The sequence below is a fragment of the Gilliamella sp. LMG 34362 genome (genome assembly GCF_984569125.1).
The window spans coordinates 1917344-1942647 of sequence record NZ_OZ474902.1; the positions used below are offsets into that span (position 1 = coordinate 1917344).

26 protein-coding genes are annotated in these 25304 nt (G+C 33.4%); 10 read left to right on the forward strand and 16 right to left on the reverse strand.

Annotated features, from left to right (window positions below; genetic code table 11):
* Position 1: 1 nt before the first annotated feature.
* A complete protein-coding gene (aceE, locus tag AC5LWZ_RS08820) occupies positions 2-2668 on the reverse strand; it encodes a pyruvate dehydrogenase (acetyl-transferring), homodimeric type (RefSeq protein WP_086363801.1) in 2667 nt (888 codons plus the stop codon).
* A 376-nt stretch (positions 2669-3044) separates the two neighbouring features.
* Between aceE and lipB the strand changes: the two genes are divergently transcribed.
* Both lipB and lipA read left to right on the forward strand, forming a co-directional pair.
* Positions 3045-3665: a lipoyl(octanoyl) transferase LipB gene (gene lipB / locus AC5LWZ_RS08825; RefSeq protein WP_110447561.1), complete on the forward strand. Its 621-nt coding sequence runs from the start codon at positions 3045-3047 to the stop codon at positions 3663-3665.
* Positions 3666-3675: 10 nt separating this feature from the next.
* Entirely contained in the window at positions 3676-4635 is a 960-nt protein-coding gene (gene lipA, locus AC5LWZ_RS08830) for a lipoyl synthase (protein WP_110447560.1), read from the forward strand.
* Between the two features lie 25 nt (positions 4636-4660).
* On the opposite strand, the gene AC5LWZ_RS08835 is transcribed toward lipA, so the two are convergent.
* Complete coding sequence (locus AC5LWZ_RS08835) at positions 4661-6433, reverse strand: DUF3413 domain-containing protein (protein ID WP_493463510.1); 1773 nt, start codon at positions 6431-6433, stop codon at positions 4661-4663.
* Between the two features lie 190 nt (positions 6434-6623).
* On the opposite strand from AC5LWZ_RS08835, the gene AC5LWZ_RS08840 reads away from it, so the two are divergent.
* The 3 genes from AC5LWZ_RS08840 (at position 6624) to AC5LWZ_RS08850 (ending at position 9634) form a co-directional block, all read left to right on the forward strand.
* Positions 6624-8399, forward strand: a complete 1776-nt coding sequence (locus tag AC5LWZ_RS08840) for an AAA family ATPase (RefSeq protein WP_493463511.1) — start codon at positions 6624-6626, stop codon at positions 8397-8399.
* A 137-nt stretch (positions 8400-8536) separates the two neighbouring features.
* A complete protein-coding gene (gene fabA / locus AC5LWZ_RS08845) occupies positions 8537-9058 on the forward strand; it encodes a bifunctional 3-hydroxydecanoyl-ACP dehydratase/trans-2-decenoyl-ACP isomerase (protein WP_065579250.1) in 522 nt (173 codons plus the stop codon).
* A 93-nt stretch (positions 9059-9151) separates the two neighbouring features.
* Entirely contained in the window at positions 9152-9634 is a 483-nt protein-coding gene (locus AC5LWZ_RS08850; RefSeq protein WP_198200336.1) for a thermonuclease family protein, read from the forward strand.
* Between the two features lie 417 nt (positions 9635-10051).
* Here AC5LWZ_RS08850 and cspE read toward each other — a convergent pair whose 3' ends face one another.
* The 5 genes from cspE to AC5LWZ_RS08875 all read right to left on the reverse strand — a co-directional run bounded on the left by cspE (position 10052) and on the right by AC5LWZ_RS08875 (position 14961).
* A complete protein-coding gene (gene cspE, locus AC5LWZ_RS08855) occupies positions 10052-10261 on the reverse strand; it encodes a transcription antiterminator/RNA stability regulator CspE (RefSeq protein ID WP_065579252.1) in 210 nt (69 codons plus the stop codon).
* A 291-nt stretch (positions 10262-10552) separates the two neighbouring features.
* Positions 10553-11362 carry a pyrroline-5-carboxylate reductase gene (gene proC, locus AC5LWZ_RS08860; RefSeq protein WP_110447556.1) on the reverse strand — a complete coding sequence of 270 codons (810 nt, stop codon included), beginning with the start codon at positions 11360-11362 and terminating at the stop codon, positions 10553-10555.
* 71 nt (positions 11363-11433) lie between these two features.
* A complete protein-coding gene (locus tag AC5LWZ_RS08865) occupies positions 11434-11988 on the reverse strand; it encodes a hypothetical protein (protein WP_493463512.1) in 555 nt (184 codons plus the stop codon).
* Positions 11989-12129: 141 nt separating this feature from the next.
* Complete coding sequence (locus tag AC5LWZ_RS08870; RefSeq protein WP_493463513.1) at positions 12130-13539, reverse strand: hypothetical protein; 1410 nt, start codon at positions 13537-13539, stop codon at positions 12130-12132.
* Positions 13540-14016: 477 nt separating this feature from the next.
* Entirely contained in the window at positions 14017-14961 is a 945-nt protein-coding gene (locus AC5LWZ_RS08875) for a type IV pilus twitching motility protein PilT (RefSeq protein WP_493463514.1), read from the reverse strand.
* 36 nt (positions 14962-14997) lie between these two features.
* Here AC5LWZ_RS08875 and AC5LWZ_RS08880 point away from each other — a divergent pair, with 36 nt between their 5' ends.
* Together AC5LWZ_RS08880 and AC5LWZ_RS08885 are read left to right on the forward strand one after the other, a co-directional pair.
* Positions 14998-15699 carry a YggS family pyridoxal phosphate-dependent enzyme gene (locus AC5LWZ_RS08880; protein ID WP_493463515.1) on the forward strand — a complete coding sequence of 234 codons (702 nt, stop codon included), beginning with the start codon at positions 14998-15000 and terminating at the stop codon, positions 15697-15699.
* A gap of 36 nt (positions 15700-15735) precedes the next feature.
* Entirely contained in the window at positions 15736-16293 is a 558-nt protein-coding gene (locus AC5LWZ_RS08885; RefSeq protein ID WP_198220561.1) for a YggT family protein, read from the forward strand.
* Positions 16294-16320: 27 nt separating this feature from the next.
* On the opposite strand, the gene AC5LWZ_RS08890 is transcribed toward AC5LWZ_RS08885, so the two are convergent.
* The 4 genes from AC5LWZ_RS08890 to corA all read right to left on the reverse strand — a co-directional run bounded on the left by AC5LWZ_RS08890 (position 16321) and on the right by corA (position 19110).
* Positions 16321-16743, reverse strand: a complete 423-nt coding sequence (locus tag AC5LWZ_RS08890) for a YcgN family cysteine cluster protein (protein ID WP_086363791.1) — start codon at positions 16741-16743, stop codon at positions 16321-16323.
* Positions 16740-16988 (reverse strand): YcgL domain-containing protein, encoded by a 249-nt coding sequence (locus AC5LWZ_RS08895; RefSeq protein WP_493463516.1) that lies wholly within the window; start codon positions 16986-16988, stop codon positions 16740-16742. Before AC5LWZ_RS08895 ends, AC5LWZ_RS08890 begins: the two co-directional genes overlap by 4 nt.
* 22 nt (positions 16989-17010) lie before the next feature.
* The gene (locus AC5LWZ_RS08900; protein ID WP_493463517.1) at positions 17011-17970 is read right to left on the reverse strand and encodes a glucokinase; all 960 of its coding nucleotides are present in this window, start codon (positions 17968-17970) and stop codon (positions 17011-17013) included.
* Positions 17971-18168: 198 nt separating this feature from the next.
* Complete coding sequence (gene corA / locus AC5LWZ_RS08905) at positions 18169-19110, reverse strand: magnesium/cobalt transporter CorA (protein WP_110447549.1); 942 nt, start codon at positions 19108-19110, stop codon at positions 18169-18171.
* Between the two features lie 215 nt (positions 19111-19325).
* On the opposite strand from corA, the gene AC5LWZ_RS08910 reads away from it, so the two are divergent.
* Positions 19326-19841 (forward strand): single-stranded DNA-binding protein, encoded by a 516-nt coding sequence (locus AC5LWZ_RS08910; protein WP_110447548.1) that lies wholly within the window; start codon positions 19326-19328, stop codon positions 19839-19841.
* Between the two features lie 101 nt (positions 19842-19942).
* Here AC5LWZ_RS08910 and AC5LWZ_RS08915 read toward each other — a convergent pair whose 3' ends face one another.
* Complete coding sequence (locus AC5LWZ_RS08915; RefSeq protein ID WP_294883217.1) at positions 19943-20677, reverse strand: helix-turn-helix domain-containing protein; 735 nt, start codon at positions 20675-20677, stop codon at positions 19943-19945.
* 175 nt (positions 20678-20852) lie between these two features.
* Between AC5LWZ_RS08915 and AC5LWZ_RS08920 the strand changes: the two genes are divergently transcribed.
* Together AC5LWZ_RS08920 and AC5LWZ_RS08925 are read left to right on the forward strand one after the other, a co-directional pair.
* The gene (locus AC5LWZ_RS08920; protein ID WP_493463518.1) at positions 20853-21749 is read left to right on the forward strand and encodes a DMT family transporter; all 897 of its coding nucleotides are present in this window, start codon (positions 20853-20855) and stop codon (positions 21747-21749) included.
* Between the two features lie 111 nt (positions 21750-21860).
* A complete protein-coding gene (locus AC5LWZ_RS08925; RefSeq protein ID WP_133052222.1) occupies positions 21861-22523 on the forward strand; it encodes a MarC family NAAT transporter in 663 nt (220 codons plus the stop codon).
* A gap of 44 nt (positions 22524-22567) precedes the next feature.
* Here AC5LWZ_RS08925 and AC5LWZ_RS08930 read toward each other — a convergent pair whose 3' ends face one another.
* Genes AC5LWZ_RS08930 through lpxK form a run of 4 tightly spaced genes read right to left on the reverse strand, consistent with a single transcriptional unit; the run spans position 22568 to position 25245 of the window.
* Positions 22568-23260, reverse strand: a complete 693-nt coding sequence (locus AC5LWZ_RS08930; RefSeq protein ID WP_110447545.1) for a DUF2461 domain-containing protein — start codon at positions 23258-23260, stop codon at positions 22568-22570.
* A 3-nt stretch (positions 23261-23263) separates the two neighbouring features.
* Positions 23264-24028, reverse strand: a complete 765-nt coding sequence (gene kdsB / locus AC5LWZ_RS08935) for a 3-deoxy-manno-octulosonate cytidylyltransferase (RefSeq protein WP_493463519.1) — start codon at positions 24026-24028, stop codon at positions 23264-23266.
* 21 nt (positions 24029-24049) lie between these two features.
* On the reverse strand, positions 24050-24235 hold the full coding sequence (locus tag AC5LWZ_RS08940) for a Trm112 family protein (RefSeq protein ID WP_493463520.1): 186 nt from the start codon (positions 24233-24235) through the stop codon (positions 24050-24052).
* On the reverse strand, positions 24232-25245 hold the full coding sequence (lpxK, locus tag AC5LWZ_RS08945; protein ID WP_493457779.1) for a tetraacyldisaccharide 4'-kinase: 1014 nt from the start codon (positions 25243-25245) through the stop codon (positions 24232-24234). The genes AC5LWZ_RS08940 and lpxK overlap by 4 nt, the downstream gene beginning before the upstream one ends.
* Between the last annotated feature and the right edge of the window lie 59 nt (positions 25246-25304).

The window sequence follows — 25304 nt, forward strand, 5'->3', positions numbered from 1 at the left end:
CTTATGCATTACGTGGATTGAGCTTATCAGCATTGATGTCGAACTTTTTAATCGCGTCTTCAACAACACTTGTTTGAATATCACCACGTTTAGCTAGTTCTCCTAATGCTGCAATCACAACATAAGATGCATCGACTTCAAAATGATGACGTAAATTTTCTCGACTGTCACTGCGACCGAATCCATCCGTACCTAATACTCTGTAGCTTTCTGCCGGTACAAATCCACGAATTTGTTCTGCATAAATTTTCATATAATCAGTTGAAACAACTGCTGGATTATTATTCATTATTTGAGCAACATAAGGTACTTTCTCTGGTTCACTCGGATGTAACATATTGTAACGTTCACAATCTTGACCATCTCTAGCTAATTCGGTGAACGAAGTTACACTATACACTTCTGAGCTAATACCGTAATTTTTAGCTAGGATATCTGCAGCTTCACGAACATGGCGTAATATTGAACCAGAGCCTAATAATTGAACAGTAGGTTTACCTTGTTGTCCTTCAACAGTATCTAATTTATAAATACCACGACGGATACCCTCTTCAGCCCCTTCTGGCATTGCAGGTTGAGCATAGTTTTCATTAAGTGTAGTAATATAATAGTAAACATTTTCTTGTTCACCATACATGCGACGTAAACCATCTTGCATAATAACAGCAACTTCATATGCATAAGCTGGATCATAAGATACACAGTTAGGGATAGTTAACGCTTGAATATGACTATGACCATCTTGATGTTGTAATCCTTCACCATTTAATGTAGTACGACCAGAAGTACCACCGATCATAAAGCCGCGAGCTTGTTGATCGCCTGCCGCCCACATTAAATCACCAATACGTTGGAAACCAAACATAGAGTAATAAATGTAGAAAGGAATCATTGGTAAATCATTAGTACTATAAGAAGTTGCAGCTGCTAACCACGATGCTGTTGCACCACATTCATTAATACCTTCTTGCAAGATTTGGCCTTTTTCATCTTCACGATAGTAAGCAACTTGTTCTTTATCTTGCGGAGTATATTGTTGACCATGTGGATTATAAATTCCTATCTGACGGAATAAACCTTCCATCCCAAAGGTACGAGCTTCGTCAGCAAGAATCGGCACTAAACGAGGCGCTAATTCTTTATCTTTTAACATAATGTTAAGTGCTCGTACAAAGGCAATTGTGGTTGAAATTTCTTTCGATTGCGCTTCAAGTAATGGTGCAAATTCAGTTAAAGAAGGAATTGATACAGTTCCTGAGAATTTAGTCAATCTTGACGGCACATAACCGTGTAAGGCTTGACGACGTTCATGAATATATTTGTATTCAGGAGTATGTTCTTCAAATTTAATGTAAGGTAATTTTTCAAGTGCATCATCTGTAACTGGAATATTGAAGAAATCACGAACATGGCGAACACCGTCCATATTCATTTTTTTCACTTGGTGCGCAATATTCTTAGCTTCTGCTGCTGCACCCATACCATAACCTTTAATAGTATGTGCTAAAATCACTGTTGGACGATCTTTGGTTTCTTTTGCTCTAGCAAATGCAGCAAACATTTTTTCTGGATCTTGACCACCACGATTAAGTCTGAAAATTTCTTCATCAGACATATCTTTTACTAATTCTGCAGTTTCTGGGTATTTACCAAAGAAATGCTCACGAACATAAGCACCATCTTTAGATTTAAAGGTTTGGTAATCACCATCAAGTGTTTCATTCATTAAGCGAATTAATTTTCCTGATTTATCTTTTTGTAATAATTTATCCCAGCGATCACCCCAAAGCACTTTAATTACATTCCAACCAGCTCCAGCAAATACGCCTTCTAATTCATTAACAATTTTGCCGTTACCTGTAACTGGGCCATCTAAGCGTTGTAAATTACAGTTAATTACAAATACTAAGTTATCCAATTTTTCACGTGTAGCAATTGTGATTGCACCTTTTGATTCTGGTTCATCCATCTCGCCATCACCTAAAAATGCATAAACAGTTTGTTCAGTAGTATCTTTCAATCCACGATGATTCAGATATTTTAAAAAGCGAGCTTGGTAAATAGCGCTAACTGGACCTAACCCCATTGAAACAGTTGGGAATTGCCAAAATTCAGGCATTAATTTAGGATGAGGATAAGATGATAATCCTTTTCCATGTACTTCTTGACGGAAATTATCTAATTGTTCTTCAGTTAGTCGGCCTTCAATAAATGCACGAGAATAAACACCTGGAGAGATATGACCTTGGAAATAAATTAAGTCACCACCATCTTTTTCATTACGAGCACGGAAAAAATGGTTAAAACAGACTTCATAAAATGTCGCTGCAGATTGGAATGATGCCATGTGACCACCCAGTTCTAAATCTTTTTTAGAAGCGCGAAGAACCATCATCATTGCATTCCAGCGGACAATAGAACGAATACGTCTTTCAATTTCCCAATCACCTGGATAGGCTGGTTGTTCATCGACAGGAATAGTATTAATATAGTTACTAGTTGATGAACCAAATAGTAAAGGAACTCCACCATCTCTGGCTTTATTTACAATTTGTTCAATAATATATTGCGCTCGTTCTACGCCTTCTTCACGAATAATTGACTCTAAACTTTTAAGCCAATCTTGCGTTTCTACTGGATCAATATCATTCACTTGCATGTCCGACATATAAAAACCTCTTTTTTGTTTTAAAAAATGCAGTTTTTGCTATCCTTAGCTATAACAGACGTCATAACTAACTCTATAAGCTCCAACTTTGCATTACGGATGCTTTATTGCTATAAGTCTGCCATCTTCCTAAAAAAAGTAAAGTAAACTGACGGTTATAAAAGAATGTTAATTCCTATTAAATTAATCAACTATTTCAATTATTAATTTGATAAAAATGATAATTATTTGATAAAAATCAAATTTAATTTGTGGGTATAGTAAGAATCTTGTGTTATGAGTTATACATTGAATGAGTGATGGTTGTCAAGTTATAGCAAAATCTGCTATATAGATGTAAATTTATTGATAAATTACAACTTAACCAGTGTTGGATATGCCAAATAAAGACGTTGTTATTAAACAATTAGGTATGTTGCCTTATCTAAAAACTTATCAAGCTATGCACGATTTTACTAAACTGCGTGATGCGCAAACCTTAGATGAAATCTGGCTTGTTGAGCATTTACCGGTTTTCACTCAAGGTAAAGTAGGTAAACCTGAACATTTACTGACCACTACTGACATTCAAGTGGTGCAAACTGATCGTGGCGGTCAAATTACCTATCATGGCCCTGGCCAACAAATTATGTATATTTTGTTTGATTTAAAAAGACGTAAAATAGGTATACGAGATGTGGTTAGTTATTTAGAAAATAGTGTTATTCAAACTTTACAGCACTATGACATTACCGCTTATTCAAAATCGGATGCACCTGGCGTCTATATCAATCAACAAAAAATCTGCTCACTAGGATTACATATTAAGCATGGTTGTACATTACATGGTTTAGCACTTAATATTGATATGGATTTAACACCGTTTAATTATATTAATCCGTGTGGCTATGCAGGTTTAAAAATGACTCACATGAAGCATTATATTGCACAAATTGATCGTCAAGAGATTAACCAGTTATTAACTGATAATTTTATTAATCAGTTACCAAACAACTAAGATATTAAATATGCAAAATACTGAAAATCAAATCCGCAGTTCCAAATATCGTGACGCTGATAAAACGCGTCTCATTCCAACCATTACAGTTGAGGATATCGCTCCATTAAAAAAACCTGATTGGATGAGAATTAAATTATCTGCTCATAACGATAATATTGCCCATATTAAAAACACTATGCGTAAGCATGGATTACATTCTGTGTGTGAAGAAGCATCTTGCCCAAATTTGGCTGAATGCTTTAATCACGGTACAGCAACTTTTATGATATTAGGCGATATTTGTACTCGCCGTTGTCCTTTCTGTGATGTTGCACATGGCCGTCCATTACCACCTGATCGTGAAGAACCGAGCAAACTAGCCTTAACTATTCAAGAGATGAAATTACGTTATGTAGTCATCACATCTGTTGACCGAGACGATTTAAAAGATGGAGGAGCTAGCCATTTTGCAGCTTGTACTCAAGAAATTCGCGCATTAAGCCCGAATATCAAAGTTGAAACATTAACACCTGATTTCCGAGGTTGTATTGATGAAGCAGTAGAGGTTTTAAGCGAAAATCCACCAGATGTGTTTAACCATAATTTAGAAAACATTCCACGCTTATACAAAAAAATTCGCCCCGGTGCTAATTATGAGGGATCATTAAAATTACTTGCTTCTTTTAAAGAAAAACATCCAAAAATTCCGACTAAATCAGGTTTAATGGTTGGATTAGGTGAAACAAATGAAGAACTCATTCAAGTATTAAAAGATTTACGCAGTAATGGCGTAACTATGTTAACTTTAGGTCAGTATCTACAACCAAGTAAATATCATTTACCAGTTGAACGTTATGTATCACCTCAAGAATTTGAAGAATTAAAACAGACTGCTTTAGCAATGGGATTCACCCACGCTGCTTGTGGGCCGTTTGTCCGTTCTTCTTATCATGCCGATTTACAAGCAATGGGAAAAGAGGTGAAATAAATATCACCTCCTATTAATTTAGTATTTAATTATCGACAACAATAAAACGGCGATTTTCAGTAACAATTTGTAAGAAGATTGGTAAGCTAATTTTTTCGTCTTTCAATTGCTTACCATTTAAATCATAAATTTTAGACCGTCCATATGCATCAATTACCACTGTTTTATAATCATAAAGCGCAGCAATTTGATTTTCACTGCCTGCTAAAATCCATTCCCGAGTAGACTCATTAAATAAATTTCGCCCCTGACTGTACTGCTGCGCTGGGGTGGTAACTTTAAATGCATCTTGCATTAATGTTCTTAAGATATCGGTTTGTGAGGTAATAGTACTAATTTGTTTTATTTCCCTTCCTGGCCATGAAATAATCAATGGTACTTTTAATTCCTCACGATTAAAGCTATTTTCAGTATTACGTTGTACTAATTTTTTGGCTTCATCTATTTTTAGATCATTTGAACCAGTAATGATTATTATCGTGTTCTCATATGCATTAGATAATTTTAAATAAGCAATCAAAGATTCTAAATATTGATCGAGTTTTTTAGCTTCTGCTTCTAATTCAACCATTGGTATTTTTTTATTTTTAGTCGCAAAAGAATATTGAATGACAGAAAATAAAGGCGCATGATTCTCAAGTTTATTTTGTTCGTCATGCCATGCCATCCAATAATCAGTGGTAAGTTTATTAGTTTGTTTTTTACCATTAGGAATTGAGAAATTAGACAATAACGCATAACGGTAAAGTGGTTCAGAAAAACCGTCAGCAGAGAATAAACCGATGTTATAATGCTGTTTTGTTACTGTATCGAATAAAACCGATGTCTTATGACCGGCAAGGATACTATTATAGTAATTAGGATCTAATCCATAAAATAGTGAGAAATTATTTAAATAAGCCTGACTACTAGTAGCATAATGATTAGTAAAATTAGTATTCTGATTAGCAAATTCCTTAAGCCAAGGCATATTGTTCGCCAATAATTGATTATTCCAACCATCAATGTTGATTATTAAAACATTTTTCTTATTTTGTTGTTCATCAAAACTAATTCGAGCGAGTGGATATTCAATAGCAATTGCAAATGGATTACCTTCCTGAATAGTTCTATTTCGGTAATCATTTTCGGCAATAAATCCATAACGCTCCAGAAAGTGGCGAGCAGTTAATGGATAAGAGAGCGGTAAACTAGAACGTTGCATAGTAATTGGGCGATAGAAATTAGCATCGGCCCAAATATGAATTAAATGCGATGAAACAAAACAAAGAATAAAACCAATAACTACAGGTCTAGCATAACGTTTCCGTTTACTTAAGCTACGTAGTTTTTTCCAACTCCATATGGCAAATAATATCTCAATTAAAAGAATAAAAGGAATAAGAATAAAAGCACTATTTAAAAAAGACGTTTTGTCCGAAGTAAATAATTGCCATATAGATAGATTAAGGTGCATTCTGAAATGAGAAAACACTTCAATATCAATCAGAAGTAAACTAATACCTATTGTGGCGATCACAGTAGCAATAATTCGTTGCCAACGCGAAGAGTGAATAAAAAAACTTAATGGAAACAACAAAATCAAATAGGCTATAAAGGTGAGAAAACTAAAATGACCTATAGCACTAATGATTGCATAAAAACGCCCCATAAAAGTTCGAGGCCAATCAGCAATTAACAAATATTGACTACCAAGTACAATAACAACAAAAATATTAAATAGGGTAAACCAATGCCCCCAACTGACTATCTGCGAGGTTTGATCATCTTTGATATGATTATTTTTGAGTTTGAGCATATTTAATTGTTGTTAGTGGTAGTAATCAAGAAAAACTAAACTAAATTTACCCAACAGTTTAACTGATTTTTAAAAATCTTTCTGTAATTTTTTTATTTGTTAGCACAAAGGGATTGGTTATTTGTTGGCGTTATAATCGATACTTGTTATAATTTAATTTAATAATATAGCTAATAGAAAAGACAATACTTTGGCAATCAAACAACTCAACTCTCAAGAAGTCCAACCTGATATAAATTACATTTTAACTAATAACGATATTAAAACAGATTTATTCAGTGATGGATTAACAAATGTACTATCATGGCAACCTCGCGTTGCCGCTGCTGTGTCACTATTGTGTAAAAATAATAATACACATTATCGCTCGCGTTTTATGCTACTAAAAGCTTCTGAAAGCGAACTTTTTTTTGATCTCCTTAAACAATCGGTTAAAGCAAGTTTAACTACTACAACGCTAGGTTATAGTTATTATTTTAGTGAAAATAAAATCACATTAACGCAAGCGAAAAGTAAACAAGATAATTTTGCTGTTCAAGATAATTGTTTAACAGCAACAGTAGTTGATATTGAAAAACTTTTTGGTTGTGTTCGCCAACCAGAAAACAGTCCAATTAAATTACAAGCGGGATTAGTTCACCAAGCTAATGGTGGTGTTTTAATTTTAGGCTTACGTTCTCTGCTTGCTCAACCAATTGTTTGGACTAAATTAAAACAAATGGTTATGTCGCAAACCTTTGAATGGTTTTCAGCAGATGATTCGCACCCATTACCATTATCGATTCCTGCCATGCCGTTAGATCTACGAATCATCTTAGTTGGTGATAGATTATCTTTAGCAGAATTACAGGAATTTGAACCTGAATTTTATTCATCATCTATTTATGCTGAATTTGAAAGTGAATTAAAAATAACTGAATCTGCCCAAATCAATGATTGGATGAATTATTTACAATTTATTAGTCGCAAACTAGCATTATCAACAATTGAAAAAACAGCTTTTGCTAAAATTTACAAGCATGCAACAAGATATACCGGTGATCAATATTACCTACCGCTCAGCATTGAGTGGATTCAATCACTATTACTAAATTCATCTTATTTTGTACAAAATGAGAATATTGATGAATTAGCGGTCAGCAAAGCTTTAGAACAGAAAGCATGGCGAGAAAATTATTTAACCGAGCGATTCCATGATGAGTTCTTTACCAATCAAATCATGATTGATACTAAGTCGCAAGTGGTTGGCCAGATTAATGGATTATCGGTTATCGAGTACCCGGGCTATCCTAAAGCCATTGGCGAACCAACACGTTTAAGCTGTTTAGTTCATTTTGGTGACGGTGAATTGATTGATATTGAACGTAAAACCGATCTTGCAGGTAATATTCATTCTAAAGGAATGATGATTATGCAAGCATTTGTTATGTCGGAGTTTGCAATTAATCATCAACTGCCATTTTCTACATCTTTGGTGTTTGAACAATCATATAGTGAGATTGATGGCGATAGCGCCTCGCTTGCTGGTCTTTGCGCCCTTATTAGTGCACTGTCTAATCAACCTATCGATCAACAATTAGCTGTCACAGGATCGGTTGATCAATTTGGGCATGTTCAATCAATTGGTGGCGTAAATGAAAAAATCGAAGGCTTTTTTGCTGTTTGTCAGCATCAAGGTTTAACTGGTCAACAGGGTGTAATCATTCCAGCTAGTAATCAACGTCATTTGAGTCTAAGTGATGAAGTTATTGATGCCATTAATAATGGTAAATTTTCAATTTGGGCTGTCGAAAATGTCGCAGATGCACTCTATTTATTAACCGGCATTCCTTTTAAAGATGAAAACAAAATTAGTCTTTATAAATTGATTCATGCGCGTATGCAATCAATGTTAGTTCAAGAGAGAAAACACGATGGTTGGCTTGGTCGCTGGAAAAAAATTGCAAAAAGTAACAATACACAATAAACTGAGACCAAAATTCCATTGATGGAATCAAAAAGATAATAAAGTAAAACTTTACAGCTTATAATAGTTATTTGTTTTATATTAAATAATGCTTTTATAAGCAATCAGGTAATGACAACAAAATAAAAGGTTTTTTTATGACATTTGAACGTAAATCTTCGTATGATAAAGCAGATTTGATTAAATCAGGCAATAGTGAATTATTTGGTCATGATGGACCGCCATTACCTTCTGATTTAATGCTAATGATGGATCGTGTCATCGAAATGAACGAAGACGGTGGTAGTTTTGGTAAAGGCTATGTTGAAGCTGAATTAGATATTAACCCTGATTTATGGTTTTTTAAATGTCATTTCAAAAATGATCCAGTAATGCCTGGTTGTCTTGGCCTTGATGCATTATGGCAATTAGTTGGATTTTATCTAGGCTGGATCGGTGGTAAAGGTAAAGGGCGAGCACTTGGTGTTGGTGAATTAAAATTAAAAGGCCAAATATTACCTCATAATAAAAAAGTTACTTATAAAATTAATTTTAAACGCGTTATTAACCGTAAATTAATTATGGGTATCGGTGATGGCGAAGTTTATGTTGATGGTAAATTAATTTACGAAGCAACTGATCTTAAAGTTGGATTATTCAAAGATACTTCTGAATTTTAATTTCTGAAAATAGAACTCCTTGTTTAGTGTCAGTGATTGACTGAATATTAGCAGGGAGTATTTTTTTATTTGCTATTCTAAAGCTGGCCTATAATGTATTTTCTTCGCAAATTTTTACTCTCAATTGCATTATTCTTAACTGTAATTAGCCAAGTTCACGCTGATTTCAATGGTAAAGTGATTAAAGTTATTGATGGTGATACTGTAGATATACTCACCCCGAAAAAACAAAAAATTCGCGTTCGTTTGCTTGATATTGATGCACCAGAAAGCCAACAAGCATATGGTAAGGCTTCAAGAAAATACTTAGCCTCATTAATTGCCGGAAAAAATGTTTTTGTTCAAGAAAGTAATAAAGATATCTATCAACGTACATTAGGAACCATATACCTAGAACAAATCAATATTAACGCCAAAATGGTAGCAAATGGTTTTGCGTGGGCTTATCGCTATAAAGGCATCGTCAATAATAACAATATGCTGAAACTTGAGTCAAAAGCCAAACAAAATAAAAAAGGGTTATGGAAAGATAAACGTCCGATAGCGCCATGGGAATTTCGTTATCGTAATAAATAATTTTAAATTTTTTTGCTAATAGCTTCCAATAGTTGCAATGTTTCTTCTAATTGCTAATAACCTTCTTCTTGACTCTCAACTAACTTCGTCGAAATACATTGTTTAACTGATTCTAAATTTAGCTTATTCAAAGCCATTTGTCGGTAATTAACTTTATCATCAGATACTATACACTTTATCAAAATAAGTTTTACAATTTTCAATTAATTCATCCATACAGAGCGAAGAGAAACGAAACAAAGTCAAAAATAGGACTTATTTTTTTAGAATTTTTATTTCTAAATTAATAATTTTATAAAAATAAAATTTTATTTATGTTCTAGGGATAATCTGAGAATAAAGAATGGAATAAGGCAAGTTCTATAGTAGAAGAGAATCTTACCAGTAAAAATATTACTGGTAAGATTAAACAATCAGTTAGATGATTGTAACATCTGCAGCAGCTGGACCACGAGCACTATCTTGGATAGAAAATTCTACTTGTTGACCTTCGCCTAGAGTTTTAAAACCATCACCAGAAATTGCAGAGAAGTGAACAAACACATCTTTACTTCCGTCTGAAGGAGAAATAAAACCGAAACCTTTACTTTCATTGAACCATTTAACTTGACCAGTTTTTTTAGACATAATAATCTTCCTATAAATAAATTAATCTCTACCATAAAAGGCAATACTTAAAAACATAAAACCTAGACTACTTATTAACAAAGAGAAGACAAGACTGAAGAAAACTAATACAAACGTGATTAAAGTAAACTACAAACTGCATAAATCTAAATGTTACAAAATAAATCTGCATGTAATATGCTGGTGACTATTAACTCATAAAAAGATGATCAATACAAGCAATGTTTTTATTAATTTGCAAATATTCTTAACATGATTAGTAACCAATTGTTATTAATCATGTTAATTTTTTTATTTTTCTGCTAATTCTTTAGATTTTTTAATAGCAGCATCTACAGCCTCAATTATGGCAGATCTAAACCCTTTTGCCTCTAGCATTTGTACACCTTCAATTGTCGTACCGGCGGGTGAACAAACCATATCCTTTAACTCACCAGGATGCTTACCTGTTTCAAGTAGCAATTTTGCCGAGCCCAATACCGCCTGCGCGGCAAATTTATACGCTTGTTTTCTAGATAAACCACCTTTTACCGCTCCATCGGCAAGCGCTTCAATAAACATAAATACGAAAGCTGGTGAGGAACCACTCGCTCCCACTACGGCATCAATTAAATACTCAGGTACGACTTCTGTTTCACCGATACAATTTAATAATTTCTGCACAACAGCTAATTCTTCATCTGTAACTTCGGTATTAGGTGTTATTGAACACATTGCGGCATTGACTAATGCTGGAGTATTTGGCATTACTCTCACTATTTTTTGCTCATAACCAACACATTTCGCTATAGTTTTAATTGTTACACCAGCAGCAATGGAGATAACAATAGTATTCTTTTTTAATTCTTTTTGAATATCACTTAATACATCAGCAATAATGTTGGGTTTGACGGCTACAAACACAATATCAGATTCTCGTGCCACATCCCTTGCCGAAGTCAAGTTATTAATTGAATAAGACTGATTTAATGCTTGGCCTTTTTCAAGGTGAGGATCATAAACATAAATTTGCGTGCCAGGTACAATATTACTTACCAAAATACCCTGTAAAATAGCATTCCCCATATTACCTATACCGATAAAACCTATACGCTGTTCCATTTATTTACACCTCTATCAAAAAAGTCAGTTGGATAATTATAGTACATTTTTCAATAAATACTCAAAGTTTGCTATTTAGTTTTACCCGATAAATGTTTTTGAGAAAATGATCTAATATTTAATGCTAGCTCCGATAAAAAGTTATGATCAAAATTGGTTGGATACTTACCCTCTTTTCGCTTTAATAAATATACTATTTGTTCCGATGTTAATCTAAAGTTTTCACTTAATAACTCTATCCTATTGATTTTTTGATTATTATATACGTTCTCATATTGAGAATATTGGCTATCTTTTACCATTTTAGCTTTTGCCTGATGAATATGATATAAACGCCAGTCTTGATAACAACTCATATCAAACTTTTTCGATAAAATATATCCCCAGTCAGTCTTTTTTACATCAGGAAAACGGTTTAAAACGCTATCTATTGGAAGCCCACAACTAATAATAAATTGGTTATTCATTTTTTTAATTTGTTTGACTTGTAATTTTAGTTTATGCTTTAGTAAATGGGTCACTATATACGCTGACTGATTATACATTCGACAAAATAGCCCACTATCCTTGATAAAGTATATTGCTAAAGATTGTTCTGTTAATTTAATTTTATCTTCAATATTCATTACTCATTATTTTCACTGTATATTTTTTAAGTAGATGACATGACGAACCTTACCGTGCTATGCACAATAAGGTTCGTTATGCATTTGTTACTAAATTCAACGCTTGGTGTGCTACGCACTACAAGCTTACTAATTGCTATACTAATATGCATTTACACATGCAACTCTGACATTTGTATAAGTAGCAGGATAGGTATGAACAATACCACTACCGCCACCTAAATCACTTGGATCGACATAATATGGATTTCCATCAACATATACATCACTACTCCAATAGCCATGCCAATAAAGCCAATCACTATCTATATATTCACCTTCATCAGTATAAGTCATCCCCCATTCGTTAAAAATGCCACCAACCCATTGTGATTGAGTATTTTTATAACTAATGCGTCGTTGATATTCAAAATGATTAAAGTTAGGTATCCCTTCATGCCAGTCTGCACTATTACCATTGCTATAATCTCGAACACTAGGCAATCGATAGGCGCCTAACTGCTGACAATAAATTTTAGCAGTCTCAAAGGTTGTATTGACATCCCCTTTTTCTCTTGGTCCTTCAGAATTAGCGATATACCAACGAGATAGATTAAAACTATACAATAGCTGTTTTTTTGCATTATCGGCATAAATTTTAAATAATGATGGTGAAAATATTTTAGATGCCGATTTATGATTAGGGCCAAGTAATTTAATATTTAGTACATTATTACTTTTAGGTGTTAATAATAAAGAAACGCCATTTCCTGATATCGGCGAAATAGTTGTACCATTAACTAATATCACTTGTTGAGAAGTTACTCCCTCAAGTAATAGTTCAAAATCTAAACCATGTGAACCTGTAGTCGGAAAATTGCTATCAGGAATTCCAATATTTTGTCGTTTGAAACCTTTATTTTCATCCCATTGTTCAGGAGGACCTAAAAAAACTCCTGTACCATTTAAAATACTTGGTTTTGCATAACATGCTTTTGGTGAATTTGTAGAAATATAATAACTATGGCTACCTCCGATAAAAGTACCTTGATTAGGAATACCATAATTAGTAACTAAAATTCCATCATCTACAGTAATTGTTAATTTATAAGGAGATTTACAAGCATCTAAATCACTATTTGGGTTTGATTTAACAAACTCAGTTATATCCTCACCTAATGAGTTCTGCCATTTCACATTTAAATTGCCAGTAATAATATTCAATTCATCTCCATCATTATCCGCCCAAAAATTATTGGTGAATATTACATTAGACAACCCCACTGATGGGTATTTATCATGGGGCAAATAAGTATTAATATCGCTGAATATTGGAGAAACTTTATCTATAAATATAGGATTTGATGGTGTTGATCTATCTTCTGCAGAATTTATTACCTTATTCTCTGGTAATGTTATTGATATTAATGGCAAGACAGAATCCGTAGCGGTATCCCCTCCATCAAAACTAATATAAGGGCTACTACCATGTACCACATTAACAGTGTGAGAAGTCAAAGCAAATACAGCATCTATAGTTAATGAACTAAAAGATAATACAATAAATAACACAATTAAAAATTTTCGCTTATTAATAGTTCTTTTTTGAAATGTAAAACAAAATGTATAAATTTTGTTGCTTAATAAGCTAGATAATAAAAAACAGATGCTAGAATTAAATATAGAAAATAAACAATTATTAAATTTTGGAACTATCTTTTTTTGTAAAAATTGCAGGAATTCGATTAGAATTCTATAAAAAGAACAAGAAACTAAATTCGATGACGGATCATTAATGGCTGGCTGGCTGGCTGGCTGGCTGGCTGGCTGGCTGGCTGGCTGGCTGGCTGGCTGGCTGGCTGGCTGGCTGGCTGGCTGGCTGGCTGGCCTCTAAACAACTGTATTTTAACATATTTTCAGTCCTTTGTCATAATGTTAATTTTACGACTTGATCAAATTTTCATAATATAATCAAGTCTTAAATTATAATTAAATTTGCAAAATCTGGCAAACTCAATTTGTTAATTTTTTTTAAGATTCTTAAAGTTATTATTTTTCTTCACTCATCACTTTCATTCCACTTTTTTGACCAGTCTGCATTAACGACAATATTTGCTTTATTTTTCCTTCACTAATTAAATTACTCACTGCTGGTGTATTGATAAGTACTTCAAATATCGCTTTACGAGTATCATTATATGAGATTAGTTTTTGACAGATAATTGCTTGTAAACTACTAGACAATTGTGTTCGAATTAACTCACGTGATCCGTATTCAAATACATCAATTATTCGATTAATCGTTTGAATTGCTGAATTAGTATGTAGAGTAGCAAAAACTAAATGCCCAGTTTCGGCAGCAGTTAATGCGGCTTGAATAGTGATTTTATTACGTAATTCACCTAACATAATAATATCCGGATCTTGTCTTAATAAGCTATCAATAGCTTCACCAAAATGTGAAATTTCTCTTTGCTGGATTAGAGACTTTTCATTTTGATAAATAAACTCAATAGGATCTTCTAATGTAATAATATGTTTAGCTGCAACTTGATTAATATATTGAATTAAAGACGCTAATGTTGTTGATTTCCCACTACCAGTTGCACCAGTAACTAAAATAATTCCTGATTCTACATTTACCAGTTTTTTCAATATTTCTGGTGCCTCAATTTCACATAAAGTTGGGATTTGTTGGTTAATAATTCTAAATGCAGCTGAAATTCCTCGTTGTTGATAGAAAATGTTTACCCTAAATCTTCCCACATTCTCAAGATAATAAGCAAAATCAATCTGCTGATGTTGTTGTAAAGTTACTTTTTGCTCATCATCAAGTAGATTTAATAACTCAATTTTTAGCTTAATTGGTGATAATTTATCACTTGAGATAAATTTCAATTTTCCATTAATGCGAATGCACGGAGCTTCACCACTAGAAAGATGCAAATCAGAGGCTTTTTGCGTTACACTAAAGGTCAACATTGAATTTAACATTATTTTTAATTAACCATTCTTTTATTGGGAATTCACATGAACACAGTACATGACAATTTAATAACAATTAAAAACAAAATTAACAAAATTGCTTTAGATTGCGATAGAGATCCCAAGTCAATCGAACTTATTGCAGTTAGTAAAACCAAACCTGTAGAATTAATCTCACAAGCGATAAATGCTGGTCAATTATCATTTGGGGAAAATTATGTTCAAGAAGGTGTTGAGAAGATTACACACTTTAAACATTGTATGCCTGATATCCCTGTTGTCTGGCATTTTATCGGCCCATTACAATCGAACAAAACTAAATTAGTGGCTGAAAATTTTGATTGGATGCATACCATTAATCGTTTCAAAATTGCCCAACGCCTTGATTCACAACGCCCAACAAATATGGACAAATTAAATGTCCTTATTCAGGTAAATATTAGCAATGAACAGACCAAATCCGGCGTTGCAATAGATGAGGTAGCTGATTTGATAAAACAAATTATTACATTACCTAATTTAAGATTACGTGGTTTAATGGCTATCCCTGAAATTGAAAATGATTTTGCGAAACAATTTGCTGTGTTTAAACAAATGAATCAGCTTTTGGGTTCTTTAAAAACTGATTATCCATTTTTAGATACATTATCTATGGGGATGTCTGGTGATATGCACGCTGCTATTGAGGCTGGAAGTACAATGGCTCGTATTGGCAGTGCAATTTTTGGTGCCAGACAATATGTATGATATATTGCTGAGCAAGTTATTTTTTAGGAGTAATCAATGATATCGTTAATCTTCTTAGGAAGAGCTGTTTTAACTATTTGCTTATACGTTGTTATTCTACGATTGTGGATGCAACAGGCAAGAGTCAACTTTTATAACCCATTTACCCAATTTATTGTGCGTATTACCCAACCGATAATTGGTCCATTACGTAAATTAATGCCATCTATCGGACGTATTGATACAGCAACTTGGCTCATTTTTTATCTGTTTGCATTACTTAAAGTTATGTTTATTTATCGTTTCGAGGGCATAGATGCACCGATTTGGAGCCCTTATTATCTTTTATTTGCTTTAGCTGCCATGGTGCATGCTTTTGGTCATTTATTATTTTGGTTATTATTCTTTAGAGCTATCTTAAGTTGGGTTAGTCGTGGTCAATCAGTCGCAGATGAATTACTTGCTCAATTGACAGAACCATTAGTTGCGCCAATTCGCCGGATTATTCCACCAATTGGCATGATTGATCTTTCATTTATGGTTGTTGTGTTTATATTGATGTTTTTGAATTTATTAGCAATCGATTTTCTCGGTAATTTGTGGCTAGCATTCTAAAAAATAAAAGAGAGCCTATGCTCTCTTTTAAATAATATGATCTTCCCAAAAAATAACATCCTTTTCATAAACAATTCTATTTTTAACTGATATTTTTAACTTATGCATTAATTTTTTATTACCGACAATCAGCGGATGCCATTCTGGTAATACTCCTGTTTCGGAAAAATAACGGTAAGTACAAGTTTCTGGTAACCATTCAATAGTCAGTAAATTTTCCCGTGTTAATTTTATACAATCAGGCTCATAATCAAAACGGGTATGATAATGCTTACATTGACAAGTATTTGAATCAAGCAAATTACAGGCAACATTAGTATATAGGATTTCGTCAGTATCTTCGTCCATTAATTTATTTAGACAGCACTGGCCACATCCATCACAAAGTTGTTCCCATTCATCATCACTCATCTGATCTAAGGTTTTATGTTCCCAAAAAGGTTCAATCATACTTTAAAATCATCTTCATTTAACATTTGTAAAAAAAATCCATCCTCGTTGATCTTTTCTTCAATTTCATTTGCTGTTCCAACAACAAAACGCCTTTTACCATCAAGCAATACTTTCATAACAAAGACAGGCGCACCAAAAATTGACATTATCTTTTCCGGTATATGTGAAAAATCATTTTCACGTTCCATATATAAATAACAGTTTTCTTTTTTGCTACTTCTATAGATATAACACCACATCATAAAATTACATCTTACCTCTCAATTATTTCAGGCTATTTTGTAAATAAACACCAGCGCCAAATAATCCCGGATCTTTATGCGTTATGACATAAACAGGAATTTTTTTAACTAAAAAAGACATACGACCTTTGTGTTCAAATGCTTCTCTAAATGGCGATGATTTAAAAAATTCGATGAATCGGGGAACAATGCCACCCGCAATATACACACCGCCTTGGGTATTAAGAGTTAAAGCCAAATTGCCACCAAATCGTCCCATAAAAGTACAGAAATAATTTAAAGTTGCTAAGCAGAGCGGACAACTATTAGACAATGCTTTATTAACGATTATATCTGGCGTGATATCTTCAATCGGTTGATTATTGATTTGTAACAATGCTTGATAAATATTAACAATACCATTACCAGATAGAAATCTTTCTGAAGACACCCGACCAAATTTGTTACGTAACTGTTGTAAAATTCGATCTTCTTCTTCATTAATCATTGGTAATTCAGTGTGCCCACCTTCACCGGATAAACTAAGCCAATGTTCGTTTAATTTGATTAAATGTGAAACGCCTAAGCCCGTTCCTGCACCATAGATTGCTATTGGACAATTAAGATTAGCTTCACCACCACCAACTTTTACTACATCATTTGATGATAATCGAGGGATGGAATACGACACTGCAGTAAAATCATTGATAACTTCAAGCTTAGTTAAACTCAATTCTCTAATCAGTTCAGAGCGAGAAAATGACAAATTATTATTCGTCATTTCAATTAAATCACCATCATTAATTGGACATGCTATAGCAATACAAGCCATCTCAATAGTTACAGATTGTGATGCTAAATAAGTCTTAATCAGATTAAGCAATACATCATCTTTTGAAATGAGGATTTTAGTTATCGCTGATAATTCATTACTATCTAAATTATAAAGTGCAAATCGGGCATTGGTTCCACCAATATCAGTAACTAGTGCATATTTACTCATGTGATTCCCTTTTAAAAATAAAATCTTTCTAGATAACCATTAATTTAATCAATTCAATTAATGCTATAACATAATGAGTAATATTATGGACTATTTAGATTGATTTAACTAGATTGCTTTAACTGAATTCACTAATGGAATTATTGCCGCTAATAAAATATTAGCGGCTAATATTTGAAATTTGGAGGAAATAACCAACTATAACCACTTTTTAACTTTAAAGTAAATGTAAGGGGCAACACCTGCTAGCAACATCAATAATAAGGATAAAGGATAGCCATATTCCCACTTCAATTCAGGCATGTTTTCAAAGTTCATTCCATAAGCCGATGCAACCACAGTTGGGGGTAGGAATACAACCGAAACAACTGAGAAAATTTTAATTATTCGGCTTTGCTCAATATTGATAAAACTGGTAGCCGCTTGCATCAAAAAGTTTACTTTTTGGAACAAAGATTCATTATGAGGTACCAATGATTCAATATCTCGTATTACCTCTCGTGCTTGCTCTAACTGATCTGTAGGCATCTTTGCTCGGCGCACTAAATAGTTAACCGCACGTTGACTATCCATCAAACAAAGCCGTACTTTCCACGCAGTATCTTCTAGTTCTGCTAAAGATGTAATAGCCTCATCATAATGTTCTTGAGCTGAGCGATCCATAATAATTAAGCTTAACTCTTCAAGCTCACTATAAATATTTTCAATCTGATCAGCTAATTGCTCAACTTTAACTTCAAATAAATCCAATAACACTTCGTATGGATTACCATCATTCATGCCTTGATAACGTGAACGCATTCGGTACAGACGGAAAGCTGGTAAATCACGTTCACGTAATGTAAACAAGCGACCATTGTGTACCGTAAATGCAACTGTTGAGTTACCGGCTCGGTCTTCCGCATCTTCATAAAAGAAGAACGAGTGAACATGTAGTCCTTCATTATCTTCGAAAAAACGGGCTGATGCCTCAATATCATCAAGTTCAATACTTGTCGCTAGATTTTGGCCTAAATTAGTCAAAATCACTTCACGATCAGCTTCTTCTGGTTCAATTAAGTCAATCCAGATCGCATTTTTAATATCGCCTTCATTAATTTTTACTAATTGTTTGTTTTTTAATCCAAACGCATTAATCATAAGGCCTCCAAGAGAAAAATATTTAAGATATAACATCTACAAATGGCAGGCATTATACTCGTTATAGTAAAAAATTCCTATGATAAAGCGAATCTTTCTGTATTTTAAAATTTTGGATACTTAATTCCAAATTTAAATTAAATTCGGTGATGTTAATTAAGTCTCATGATACAATAATACATATCAGATATTTATGTAATTGTTAGGAGTGTATAATGGCAAACCGAGGTATTAATAAAGTCATTTTAGTAGGTAATTTAGGTCAGGATCCAGAAATTCGTTACATGCCAAACGGTAACGCTGTCGCAAATTTTAGTGTTGCCACATCAGAATCTTGGAAAGATAAACAAACTGGTGAAAACAGAGATCGTACCGAATGGCATCGCGTTGTTGTATTTGGTAAATTAGCTGAAATTGCTGGCGAATATGTCAAAAAAGGTACTCAAGTTTACTTAGAAGGACAATTACAAACACGTAAATGGCAAGACCAAGCGGGTAATGATCGTTATACTACTGAAGTAGTGATAAATGCTGTAGGTGGCACATTACAGATTTTAGGCTCTCGATCTGGTGATAGTTTTAATGATGGCTCACAAAACTGGGGACAAAGTGCTAATAATACTTCGTCTGCTCCTAGTACACCTCGTTCTTCAACAGCAAATGAACCAGCAGCTAGTCAACCAACTATGCCTGAACCACCAATGGACTTCGATGACGATATTCCATTTTAATGGTTATTTATTCAATTCTATATTACCTAGGCGTATAAATTACGCCTTTGTTCAATGCATATTCATACATGCTTTTATCAAATAATAACAATTTATTGTATTTAACTTTTCTTAAAACCTGTATTAGAACGGTAAAGATCAGGTGTAACTCCTGCGATATTTTTAAACATAGTAATAAAAGCGGATACTGAACTATAACCAACAGAAAATGCGATATCTTGAATCGATTTATCTTGTTCTAAAAGCGAGATACTATACAAAAATCGTAACCGTTGACGCCACATTCTAAATGACATACCTAATTTTTGTTGGCAACGTCTTGCAAGGGTTCGTTCGGTTGTAAATACTGTTTGAGCCCACTGTTCTAGAGTCTTATTATTAGCTGGGTCTAATTCTAACTCTTTTAAAATAGGAGCTAAATATTTATCGTTCGAACTTGGCAAATAGAATGTGAGGTTAGATTCTATTAAGAGCTGATCGATTAACACTTGTCCTAAACGAAGATCCTGTTCACTTTCTGGCTCCAGAATATTTCGCTCAAAGAATGAATCAATAATAGCATGGCTGATTTTATTTAAACCAAACAAACAAGTGTAATCAGGCATAATTTGGCAATTAGTTATATTAATTGTACGAAACCATGTTAATTCTTTGTTGTAACATGCGTGTTCGGTATATGGCGGAATCCATAATGCAAATCCTGAAGGAGCCAAATATCTATGCCCTTGAACTTTCAAGACAAAAATACCTGACTTAACACATATAATTTGCCCCCAATTATGCTGATGGGAAGAATATTCAGTCTCTGCATTAAATGCTTCATCATGAAGAAACATAAATCTTTTAGATTCCTTATCATTCAAATTAGTTTAAAAAATTAAATTCATGGTAATTAAATAATATAAATATTGTCTTATAATAGCTCTTTTTGTCTGATTCTAGTGATATTTATAAATTAAGACAAGTTAAACTACATCGAATAACTTTTACTATTGTTTACATAAGAAATATATGGCTTATTTATACCCATTGATGGCAGTATTTATTTGGGCTGGCAATCAAGTTGTCAATAAATTATCTGTCGGCGCAATTGAACCTGAGGTTATCTCTTTCTACCGTTGGTTTTTAGCACTTATTCTATTAACCCCATTTTTTCTAAGAGGAATTATTAAGAACTTACCGCAAATCTTTCCTCAAGCTCTTAAATTAATGGTGCTTAGTTTATTAGGTATGGCTTTATATCAATGCCTTGCTTATTATGCAGCGGCAACAATTAGTGTGTTAACGATGGGGATCATTATGTCTATTATTCCTTTGTTAACTATCCTATTAAGCATATTCATTTTAAAAACACCACCAACTCAAGGGGTACTAATTGGCAGTATTTTATCTTTTATTGGATTAATCTGGCTGATTAGTGGTGGTGAGCCAACTAGGCTTCTCGAACTTGGGATTGGTCAAGGTGAAATTTTAATGTTAATGGCTGCCCTGTCTTATGCGCTTTATGGAGTATTAACCAAAAAATGGACAATGAAAATCACAAATTGGCACTCAGTCTATGTTCAAATTTTGTTTGGTACATTAATGTTATTGCCAGGCTTTTTAATGAGTAACAATTTAACTGTAAATTCTGACAATGTTTGGCTTGTTATTTATGCAGGTATACCGGCTTCAATTATTGCACCATTTGTTTGGATTATAGCTATAAAAAAATTAGGTACAAATAAAACCGCCCTTTTCTTAAATTTAACACCGGTTATCACTGCAATAATTTCAATACTATTTTTGCATGAAACACTGTGTAGTTACCATTTAATTGGTGGCGGTATGTCATTTATCGGCGTTATATTAGCACAAAACTTAAAAGCACCATTGTTTAAAATCAAGACTTCAAATAAAGATTCATAACTAAACAGTACTGCACTAATATTTATTTAGTTTTCACCTAAGTTAATGTATCTTTTTTATAAATTTCATCTATACTTAATTAGAACTTTTATTACGATTTAGATTGATGTTATGTTGGAACTTATACAAACAGTCGGTTTTGGTTTAATTCTGTTTATTCCATTAACAAACCCGTTAACTACCGTTGTACTGCTATTAGGTCTATCTGGAGATATGACCAATGAGGAACGTAATTACCAGTCGAAAATGACTTGTATTTATGTTTTCATCATCATGATTGTTTCATTTTATTGTGGACAATTGGTCATGAGCACATTCGGTATATCTATCCCTGGTTTACGAATCGCTGGTGGTATGATTGTTGGCATTATCGGTTTTAGAATGCTTTTTCCTCAACAACCCTCGCATAAAACATTAGAAGCAGATGCAAAAAAGAAAGAAGTTTCCAATAATATCGCTTTTGTTCCACTTGCAATGCCAAGTACTGCTGGACCGGGAACAATTGCTATGATAATCAGTATGGCTTCCACTGTAAAAAGTGGTGGATATAATGTATCGACTTGGGTTGTTTATACTTCATCAATACTTGTCCCTTTATTATTATGTATTATTTTATGGTTCTGTATGCGTAGTGCTGGTAGCATAATGCGCTTTATGGGTAAAAGTGGTATAGAAGCCACATCAAGAATAATGGGCTTTTTACTGGTCTGTGTTGGTACACAATTTATTATAAATGGCGTTAAAGAATTAATATTAAACTTCCCAAATATTTGAAAAAGGCTATTTTTTTATTACAATTTTTTTATCTTATTGATTAACTATAGATTTGGGATATTTTTTATCATTTCTACTCGCATCAAATAATCATATAGAGGTAAAAGTTGTTTAAAACCTTTAGCAAGTTTATTCGGTAAATCACCATTTAGAACATCTTCAATATGATTATTGGTTACCATTACAGCAATGTTCTTTCGATTGTACCATGTCGATAATTTTTCATCTTGATCTTTGATTAATGGTCTTTTATACATTTCCCCTACTAATTCAAATGGTTTTTTAACACAATTAATTACCGCCAAAAATTTAGAGGGGTCATTTAGTATTTCTTCTCTAAAGATATCCATAGTAGATTTTGAAGCACAATAATAACCTAAACCATATCTATAGCTATCTGGACCAATTTCAAAAAAATAGGCTGGAGCTTCTTTCCAATCACGATTAGGGCGTTTAAACGTCAACCATAAACGACTACGGTATAATGACTTATCTTTAGAGAATCGCGTATCACGATGAATTCGTGAAATTGTTTTACCTATAGCTGGACGCGTTTCAAACCATTCATCAATTTTAAGCATGGTTGGTGTTAGTTGCTCAACCAATAATCGAAAAGGTTTGATCAAATCATTGTCATAAATTGATCTATGCTCTTCAAACCAAACTCTACTATTGTTAATCCAAGCATCTTGTAAAAAATTTAACCCTTCTTGAGTAAAGCCAGTAAAATTTGCCATATTTTATTCCTGATATAATGCTCTAACTTTGTCTAAGTCCTCTTGGGTATCAACCCCAATAGCCGGAGCTTGTTTGGCCACCGCTACATGTATTTTCTCACCATACCAAAGAACTCTTAATTGTTCTAACATTTCTATCTGTTCTAAAGCAGAAGGTGCCCATTGAATATATTGACGAATAAAACCCGCACGATATGCATAAATACCAATATGACGTAGGTAAAAATCACCAATCGAATCTAGTTTATTTTGTTCACTCAATTTAGCAAAACGATCACGCTCCCACGGAATAGTCGCACGTGAAAAATAGAGTGCATAACCATCTTTATCCATAACCACTTTTACAGCACCTGGATTAAATGCTTCTTCAACGGAATCAATCGGCACAGCTAACGTTGCCATTCCTGTTTTGTATTTCACTAAATTATCAGCTACTTGATCAATAATAATCGGTGGAATTAATGGTTCATCGCCTTGGACGTTTACAATGACTTCATCATCAGCCAGTTGAAAAGTATTAATGACTTCAGCTAAACGTTCAGTTCCTGAGTTATGCTTATCACTCGTTAAAATGACCTCACCACCATAGCTTTTCACTACATCAGAAACTTGTTGGTTATCAGTAGCAATGATGACTCGACTAGCTGATGACTTTTGCGCTTGCTCCATCACTCGAATTATCATCGGTTTGCCATGGATATCAGCAAGTGGTTTTCCCGGTAAACGGCTGGAAGCATATCTAGCAGGAATAATTACTGTAAAACTCATAAAATTACCTCAAAACTTTAATTATTCTTGATTACAATTAGATTGATTTAGTGAATTCGCTTCGCTTGCTAATAATACCGGTATCCCTTCTTTTATTGAGTAAACTAACCTATCATTTTGGCAAACTAATTGTTGATGTTGCTTATCGTATTCTAATTGTCCATGGCATTTAGGACAAGCAATAGCACTTAATAACAGTTGTTTCATTTTTTTTCTCTTTGTAATTTTCTTTCTACAAATAGTGAATAAATCTTTTCAATAGCCTGATTGGGTATCGTAGCATCAATTGGTAAATACCACCAATTAGGTAATGCAAATTGTCGACATTTCACTGCATCTTTTTCGGTCATTAAAAGTGTTTGATTACTTTCAGCTATTTTCTCTAACAATGGCAGGCTAAAATTTTGATGATCAGCAAAAGATTCTGTATGTAACAAATCTGCATTCATTTTTATTAACATATCAAAGAATCGCTTTGGATTACTAATACCAGCAATGGCACAAATATGATGTAATGCCGATAATTGGCTTTTTTCATTGGTTAGTAGATTTACCGCGTAACTAGGGGTTAATTGCATAGTATAAGTTTTATCTGGATACTGATTTGATATATCGCCCGAGCTGTCACCATTTATCATAATTAAATCTACTGATTTCAACCGATTTGTTCGCTCTCTCATAGGACCTGCTGGGATCCACCAACCGTTTCCGAATAGTCGTTTACCATCAACGACTACGATCTCAATATCACGAGCTAATGCATAATGTTGTAAACCATCATCAGTTAAAACAACATCCAATTGATATGATTTTAATAATTCTTTAACTGCCTCGACTCGCTTAGGTGCGACCGCAATTGGTATTTGAGTTCTTTGATAAATTAAAATTGGTTCATCACCAGCTTGAGCAGTGGTAGTATGTTCATCTAAAATTAATGGATAATGGTCGGATTTTCCACCATAACCACGAGAGACTAATCCAACCTTCAGGCCTTTAGCCTTTAAGGCTTCAATTAAACTGATTGCCAGAGGCGTTTTACCATTACCTCCTGCTGATAAATTACCAATGACAATAATGGGAATTGGAGATTGCCATGCTTTGAATATACCAAACTTGTATAATTGACGACGAATAAAGCTAATACATCCATACAATAATGAAAATGGCAACAACAACCAAAATGATTTATTTTTACCATACCATAGTTTCTCAATCATAACTTTATTATGCTCTCTAATTCCAATAATTTTATTTTTATATAGTGGATAAATACATA